Here is a 7,441-nt window from a genome sequence, read left to right on the forward strand (position 1 = left end):
GAGGTGGAATGACCGTTTCGGATCACATCACTCGTTTCAGAACAGCGGGGACAAACTACATCAATCTTTGCCATCAATCATCCAAAGGGCGAAGAATACCACAACACTAAATATGCGTCACGACCGATTATTGATAATAAATATAATCGCGCTGGTTTTTATCGATAATGCTGAGTACTGGATAATGTATTTCATGAATATTGATGTGAGGTATGGCATAAATAACAGGCGGTAAGGTTGATTGCTACTGGACGATTTTCAATTCGCGGGTTAGTCTGACACACAATATTGTTATCAACAATCCGGCCAATCATTCAGCGATTATTATGAATAAAGACAGGGCACTAACACTCGAAGCGTTAAGAGTCATGGATGCGATTGAGCGCCGTCGTAGCTTTGCGGCTGCCGCAGAAGAGCTTGGTCGGGTTCCTTCAGCATTAAGCTATACGATGCAAAAGCTGGAGGAAGAACTGGATGTGGTGTTGTTTGACCGTTCAGGCCACCGTACCAAGTTTACTCCGGTTGGCCGTTTGTTGCTGGAGCGTGGGCGTATTCTGCTGGAGGCGGCAGATAAGCTGACCTCCGATGCAGAAGCCTTATCCCGCGGTTGGGAAACCAATATTACTATTGTCACCGAAGTGCTGGTGCCCGCCTGGAGCCTGTTCCCTCTGGTTAACCGGCTGGCTGAAAAGTCAGATACCCAAATTGCTATTACCACAGAGGTACTGGCCGGTGCCTGGGAGTGTCTGGAACAGGGGAAAGCGGATATTGTCATTGGTCCTTCTGACTATCTGCGCCAATCTTCTGAAATTAATTCAGTTCGTCTGTATAACGTCACCAGTTTATATGTGGCTGCACCAGACCATCCTATTCATCAGGAACAGAATCCGTTAGATGATAGCACTCGTCTGAAATATCGTGGTATCGCCATCGCGGATACCGCCAAAGAACGTCCGATTTTGACCGTAAAAGTGCTGGAGAAGCAGCATCGTTTAACCGTTAGTTCGCTGGAAGATAAACATAAAGCACTGTTGGCCGGGTTAGGCATCGCCACCATGCCCGTTAACATGATTCAGGACGATCTAAAAAATGGCAGACTGAAAGTCATTGGTGACGATCCGGGTAGTGAGGTGGAGATCATCATGGCATGGCGGCGGGATCAAATTGGTAAAGCAAAAGCCTGGTTACTGCGTGAAATACCTAAACTGTTTTCTGCCTGACCGCTGTAAGCCTCAGTTTTTCTCTGTTTGGCAACATTATGACCCGTAGTACCGCTTTGTGGCAAATGCATGCCGCTGCCGTTCTGTTTGGCATTTCCGGTATTTTCGGCAAGTTAATTATCAGCGGTGTTGCCGTATTGGTATTTGGCCGGGCCCTGTTTGCCGTTCTCTCCCTTTCGTTATTATTGGTGAAATCCCGTCGTTTGCCCTGGCAGGGAATGTGCCCCCGGCGCACTGATTATTTTTGCCGTAGCCTAGTCTACCCGACAAAAATCGGCTAGTTAACAGGGTGAAAGTTGGTAGCCCGCCTTCACCCTGAAGCCCTTATACAATAAGACTAAACGGTAAACTTTCCGCTGTTATAGTCATTGATTGCCTGCTTAATTTCATCGATGGTATTCATCACAAAGGGACCATACTGCACCACCGGCTCATTCAGTGGTTTACCTGCCAATAGCATGGCTCGCCCACCCAGAATATCGGCTTTTAAGTGCAGCATATCACCATCGGTAAGAATCGCCGTCTGGTCAAACTGCAACGCTTCATTCCCCACCTGAATTTCACCTTCAAACAGATAGAGCAGGGCGTTAAGTCCGGCAGGAACCGGAATATGCACTTCACCATTAGGTTCCAGACGAATATCAGCGATCAATGGTTGGGTGGCATGTGCCTGTACCGGACTGGTGTAGGTATCGCCGTCCAGCGTCAGAGAACCGGCAATCAGAATGATTTGCCCCTCTTCAAGCAGTGAAATATCAGGCAGTTGTTCAGCATCGAAATTTTGATAGCTGGGATCTTTCATCTTATCGACTGCTGGCAGATTGAGCCAAATCTGGAAGCCCCGCATTTCGCCATCCACCTGCTGTGGCATTTCAGAGTGAATAATCCCTCGGCCTGCGGTCATCCACTGAATTCCGCCGGTTTTCAATTCACCGCGATGACCAACATGGTCTTCGTGCAGCATATTGCCTTCCAGCATATAAGTAATGGTTTCAAAACCACGGTGTGGATGGTCAGGAAAACCGGCGATATAGTCTTGTGGATCGTCGGAAAAGAACACATCCATCATCAGATAAGGGTCCATTCTCTGGCTGTCACTCTGGCCTAAAGCGCGTTTGAGGCTAACCCCTGCACCGTCCTGAGTTGCCATTGCCGGAAATATCTGGTGAATAGCTCGATATTGTTGATTGCTCATCACTTTCTCCTTACTTATTCACCAAAACGCCGATCGCGATGGTGTGGAGCATTGAGATCCTGTTTTGGCCCGATGGAGATAATTCCTGTCGGGTTAATGGTTTTATGGCTGCGATAATAGTGGTTGCGGATATGCGGGAAGTTAACCGTCTCATGAATGCCCGGAAGCTGATAGATATCCCGCAAAAAGCCATACAGGTTTGGATAATCGCTGATCCTCTGATAGTCACACTTAAAGTGGGTGACATACACCGGATCGAAGCGAACTAAGGTCGTCCAGAGTCTTAGATCGGCTTCGGTTAGCTGGCTGCCAGTCAGATAGCGCCGTGAGCTAAGAATATCCTCCAGCTTATCCAGCGCATTGAAAACATTAGCCACTTCTTCACGGTAGGCATTCTGTTGGGTGGCAAAACCTGCTTTATAAACACCATTGTTAACATTTGGATAGATCCAATCGTTTAACCGATCGATCTCTTCACGCAATGGTTCCGGATAATAATCTGCTGGAGTGGCCCCCAGATTATCGAATGCGCTATTGAACATACGAATAATTTCTGAAGATTCATTGCTGACAATGGTGTTCTTTTGCGTATCCCACAGTACGGGTACCGTTACCCGACCAGTATAGTCAGGAATAGCTTTCAGATAGAGCTGATACAAATAATCCAGCCCAAAAATCTTATCGCCGGTAGCGGCTTCAAAGTCGGTGGCAAAGGTCCAACCGTGCTCCAGCATCAGAGGATGTACTACAGAAACTGAAATTATGTGCTCCAGCCCTTTTAGCTTACGCATCAACAGGGTGCGATGAGCCCAGGGGCAGGCAAGGGAGACATACAGATGATAGCGTCCGGCTTCTGCCTTAAAACCGCCTTCTCCGGTTGGGCCAGGCTGGCCGTCAGCAGTCACCCAGTGACGAAACTGAGGTGCGGTTCGTTTAAAATGGCCATTACTTGATTTTGTGTCGTACCAAACATCCTGCCAGATTCCATTAACTAACTGTCCCATTGTTACCTCCGCAGATAAGTTGGTTATAACAGGTATAGCTCAATTTTGAGTGAAAGGCTTTTCCTATATGTTTAACTATATGAAAAAATAGAAAATGAAAAACTGCGCCTTCAGAGCGCAGCTTTCGGTTTATGGGTGGATTACCATTTTTTGTTTAACATTCTATCGATACTGAATGCGCCAGGACCACTTACTGCCAGTAACAGATAACCACCGGCAATAGTCAGGTTTTTCATAAACATTAACTGGTTTACGCCTTCAGCAAAGTTGCTGTGGAAAATAAAGGCAGTTAACAGGGTAAACAGCGCGGTGAAAATTGCGGTGGTGCGAGTCAGTAACCCAAACAGCACCGCCAGACCACCACCCAGTTCAAGTAAGATTGTCAACGGCAGCAGGAAGCCCGGTACGCCCATGGCTTGCATATATTGTTGTGTTCCGGCGTAAGCATCACCTAACTTACCGTAACCAGCCACAATAAACAGGATTGGCATTAAAATACGGGCGATTAGTAATGCAACGCTATTTAAATTTTTCATGTCTACTCTAACTCCTGAACACAGTTTGATAATGATCTGTTTGCCCGTAGTGGTAACGTACAAACATTGTTTCGTTTCGATGTGCTTATCCTAGTTCAGGTGACAGAAAGTTGTTAGCGAGAAGAATTGCATAATTAATTCAAAAAATCTGAATGAGTGTGTGCACTTAATGGTTATGATATATAACGAAATTATATATATGATAAGACGAGTACATTAATTCCCGAAGCATAAGATCAGAATTATTGTTGAATTAATCAGCAGTATGAAACAGGCGGGAAAATCCGGATAGAAAAAGGTTATTTCGAGTTTAGACTATTTTTGACAAAATTCACGCTACTCCAGATGCCAAGGGCACGACGGCTCCACAGTATTAATTTACCAGGATGGCGTAAACCATACACTACTGCGACGCCCAGTCCGGTGGCGGTGATGACAGGATAGCGGGTCAGTGCCAGCCAGCCCCGATCAAAAGACTGGGTTTGCTCCAGCCAGTCCTGACGATATTGAGCTAAATCTGAACGCTGCCGGGCAATATTTTGCAGCAGCAGGCTCTTTTTAATTTCCCGTTGCTGCTTATTCACTTATCGTCCTCAAGCAGGATGCGGTCCAGCTTCAATTGATTACGGGTTTCCTTCAGAAAGGTAGAGCGTTTAACCCGAACCATAGCCCAAACTCCGGTGATAACTGCCAACAGGAACAGGATTCCGGTGATAAGAGATAAAGCCAACACCCGATTAACTGGATCGATCGCCAGACAAACCAAAATAAACAGGCCCATCAGACAGAAACCGGTAAACACCAGCGTCAGACCAACCAGCATCAATAATTGAAGCAGATTGGCCTTCTCTTCTTCCAGTTCTACAGCGATCAGTTCCAGACGGGTTTGCACCATGCGATGCAGCAAGGTGAAAATTCGCTGGATAGTCACCAGGGCACCCTTGCCGGGGCCCTGAGCAGAGGTGCTATTTGACATGATTAGCGACGAGTTAACAGTACGCCAAGTACCAGGCCAACGGCTGCACCGATGCCTACGCCAGCCCATGGTTTTTCATGCACATAGGTGTCAGCTTTATCAGCAATTTCTTTGGTTTGGTCAACCATTTTGCCGCTGGTTTCGGTTAAGCGGGTGCGGGTATCTTTTAGCAATCCTTCAGCTTTAGCGCGTATTTTATCCAGTTCAGCTTTAGGTTTATCGCCAGAGGGGTGCAGAATCTCTTCCAACGTATTTGCCAGTGTTTCGAGCTCTTCACGAAGTTGTTCTGAAGTACTTTCTTTTTGCTGTGCCATTGGATCTACTCCTTAAAATATGAGCGAATTATAGTACTAACCATAGACCATTATTCAATGTTATTAAAGGAGAAATTGTGCGGTTTTGTCAGGAAGTGAAAGGAAACTGGTCAAAATGACACCTAAGTTTCTATCTGAGAATCAACAAAATAAAAGCCGAAATGACGGCGCATTTCGGCTGAGAATTTCGTTTCGGGTTGAGGATTGAGGAATTACAGGCCCTTATTGGCGTTATGAGCGCGTTTTTTGCGCCAGATAACAATGATCGAACCAATCAGACCAGCAACTAACAGTACGATAGGTAATAACACCAGGCATTTCATTAATTCGTTTTCATAGCGGTCGAAAATTTTGGTGCTGCCCAGCGCATAGCCCAGGCTGGTTAAAATCGTCACCCATAGAAAACCGCTCATCCAACTGAAAAACTGGAAGCGTTTGCTGTCCAGGCCGGAAACGCCTGCCAGAGTAGGTAACAGAGTACGAACGAAAGCCAGAAAACGACCGATAAACAGCGCTGCTAAACCATGGCGATGGAACAGGTTATGGGCACGCTGATGGTAATGAGGTGGAATATGGGAAAGCCAGTTTTGTACCAGCGCAGTATTACCCAGCCATCGTCCCTGTAGAAAGCCAACCCAACTGCCAATACTGGCACCGGCGGTAAGAATCACAATCGCCAGCGGATAATTGATTGCGCCTTTAGCGACTAAAACACCCACTAACAGCAACAGGCTGTCTCCCGGCAAAAATGCCGCAGGAAGAACCCCGTTTTCCAGCAACAGGATAGTGAAAAGTATGCCGTATAGCGTCCAGGTAAGGGACGGATTAGTCAGCATTGCTATATCGTGGTGCCAGAGCGCTTGCCAGAGCGTTTGTATTACATCCATTTCGTATTCCTAAACATCGGTGCAACCGGAATATGTCCCCGGGGATTAAATGGTTTGCCAGAGATCTCTGCTGCTAAAGTAAGGCTGGTATCTGGCGTGTGCCCTGAACATCTACAGACTTCTTTCGACGCTAAGTAATCTACAGCTAAATTGGTGAAGCCTTTGGAATGTTCGGGCTTCTGATATCAGTTTAGTCAACATGTGTTGGACTATTTGCTGCCTTCACTGATTTTTCTCTTTTGTCCAAAAAACAGGGAGAAAATAATATTGCCACTCTAACAAAGTTCACTATGTCGAAACAGCAAAAAATCAGGACTTCCGCTGTTTCTGAGGATTCTTTTAACATCTTTACAGAAAAACAGGCTGAAGATTATCACGCTCTGAAAGTACTATTATTGATGGAGACCAAAAACCGATTAATTCACTGGGCCTTTATCAATAATTGATAACCAATAGCCACGGCAAATAGGCACAGCAGTACATTAGCGATGATATTCAGCGCCGCTTTTAACCACTCTCCCTGAGTAAATAACACCAGAGTATCGAACGAAAAAGTGGAGAAAGTGGTTAACGCTCCCAGGAAACCGACACCAATTAAAGGGCGCCAGTGGGGGGAAATCAATGAGCCATGAGTCAGGGCTGACATAAGTGCCCCCATGATGAAAGAACCACCTATGTTTACCGCAAGAGTGGCGTAGGGAAAACTATTGCCAAACCATTGAACAAACCAGTTAGTAATCTGAAAGCGGCTCATTGCCCCAACGGCCCCACCAAAGGCAACGATCAATAATGTTATGCCGTAGCTCATTTTTTTCTCCTGCTATGCAAGCCAATGGTTGCACAGATTTAGTTTATTGAATTGGATTTAGATGGCTCTCGGAGGTACTGAGTGGGCAATAAAAACACCTGACGCACACAGACCTCCATGATGGAGTCATCGTTGTCAGGTGTCATCAGCCTTTAATATCAGGCGGTTTATAACCGGGAGGTTAACGGTGGAACGCCATCACCGGTTGGTAGTATAGCGTGAAATAGAGTGATAGGTGAGTACAGATTGTCTTCCGGCCGGGCTCATTAGTAATATGGGTACCGGGCTTTTACATCCGGAATATTCACTGAAGGAAAAATAAATTGGTTTATTATTCAAGCCCCGGAAAGCTTCCGGGGCTTTGGTCATGCAAATTTACTTCAACAACTCACGGGCGTTCGCCACGACGTTATCAACGGTAAAGCCAAACTCGGCAAACAGTTGTTCTGCCGGTGCGGATTCACCAAAGCTGCGCATGCCAACAATACGACCATTCAGACC

At 46.3% G+C, this 7,441-nt stretch carries 12 protein-coding genes and 1 riboswitch; of the genes, 2 read left to right on the forward strand and 10 right to left on the reverse strand.

Going from position 1 to position 7,441, the window contains the following annotated elements; translation table 11 throughout:
- On the reverse strand, nt 1–74 hold a 74-nt coding region (locus LPW36_RS17155; RefSeq protein ID WP_338085967.1), incomplete at its 3' end, for an IS1 family transposase.
- Nucleotides 75–326: 252 nt separating this feature from the next.
- Between LPW36_RS17155 and LPW36_RS17160 the strand changes: the two genes are divergently transcribed.
- Nucleotides 327–1,220 (forward strand): LysR family transcriptional regulator, encoded by an 894-nt coding sequence (locus tag LPW36_RS17160; RefSeq protein ID WP_230611779.1) that lies wholly within the window; start codon nt 327–329, stop codon nt 1,218–1,220.
- A 38-nt stretch (nt 1,221–1,258) separates the two neighbouring features.
- Nucleotides 1,259–1,501: a hypothetical protein gene (locus LPW36_RS17165; protein WP_230611780.1), complete on the forward strand. Its 243-nt coding sequence runs from the start codon at nt 1,259–1,261 to the stop codon at nt 1,499–1,501.
- Nucleotides 1,502–1,557: 56 nt separating this feature from the next.
- Here LPW36_RS17165 and LPW36_RS17170 read toward each other — a convergent pair whose 3' ends face one another.
- The 9 genes from LPW36_RS17170 to LPW36_RS17210 form a co-directional block, all read right to left on the reverse strand.
- Nucleotides 1,558–2,415, reverse strand: coding sequence for a pirin family protein (locus tag LPW36_RS17170; protein WP_230611782.1), 858 nt, complete (start codon nt 2,413–2,415; stop codon nt 1,558–1,560).
- 14 nt (nt 2,416–2,429) lie between these two features.
- Entirely contained in the window at nt 2,430–3,419 is a 990-nt protein-coding gene (locus LPW36_RS17175) for a glutathione S-transferase family protein (protein ID WP_230611784.1), read from the reverse strand.
- 140 nt (nt 3,420–3,559) lie between these two features.
- Nucleotides 3,560–3,955 carry a DoxX family protein gene (locus tag LPW36_RS17180; protein ID WP_230611786.1) on the reverse strand — a complete coding sequence of 132 codons (396 nt, stop codon included), beginning with the start codon at nt 3,953–3,955 and terminating at the stop codon, nt 3,560–3,562.
- Nucleotides 3,956–4,254: 299 nt separating this feature from the next.
- On the reverse strand, nt 4,255–4,539 hold the full coding sequence (locus LPW36_RS17185; RefSeq protein WP_230611788.1) for a YqjK-like family protein: 285 nt from the start codon (nt 4,537–4,539) through the stop codon (nt 4,255–4,257).
- Entirely contained in the window at nt 4,536–4,931 is a 396-nt protein-coding gene (locus LPW36_RS17190) for a phage holin family protein (RefSeq protein WP_230611790.1), read from the reverse strand. The genes LPW36_RS17185 and LPW36_RS17190 overlap by 4 nt, the downstream gene beginning before the upstream one ends.
- 2 nt (nt 4,932–4,933) lie before the next feature.
- Nucleotides 4,934–5,245 (reverse strand): ElaB/YgaM/YqjD family protein, encoded by a 312-nt coding sequence (locus LPW36_RS17195; protein WP_230611792.1) that lies wholly within the window; start codon nt 5,243–5,245, stop codon nt 4,934–4,936.
- A gap of 212 nt (nt 5,246–5,457) precedes the next feature.
- On the reverse strand, nt 5,458–6,132 hold the full coding sequence (locus LPW36_RS17200; RefSeq protein WP_230611793.1) for a DedA family protein: 675 nt from the start codon (nt 6,130–6,132) through the stop codon (nt 5,458–5,460).
- Between the two features lie 421 nt (nt 6,133–6,553).
- Complete coding sequence (crcB, locus tag LPW36_RS17205; protein ID WP_230611794.1) at nt 6,554–6,940, reverse strand: fluoride efflux transporter CrcB; 387 nt, start codon at nt 6,938–6,940, stop codon at nt 6,554–6,556.
- A gap of 129 nt (nt 6,941–7,069) precedes the next feature.
- A riboswitch (Fluoride riboswitch) is annotated at nt 7,070–7,152 on the reverse strand.
- 163 nt (nt 7,153–7,315) lie between these two features.
- The coding region (locus LPW36_RS17210) for a transketolase-like TK C-terminal-containing protein (protein ID WP_230610561.1) at nt 7,316–7,441 on the reverse strand (126 nt) is incomplete at its 5' end.

The sequence above is a fragment of the Limnobaculum eriocheiris genome (genome assembly GCF_021010575.1).
In the GTDB taxonomy this organism is placed as follows: domain Bacteria; phylum Pseudomonadota; class Gammaproteobacteria; order Enterobacterales; family Enterobacteriaceae; genus Limnobaculum; species Limnobaculum eriocheiris.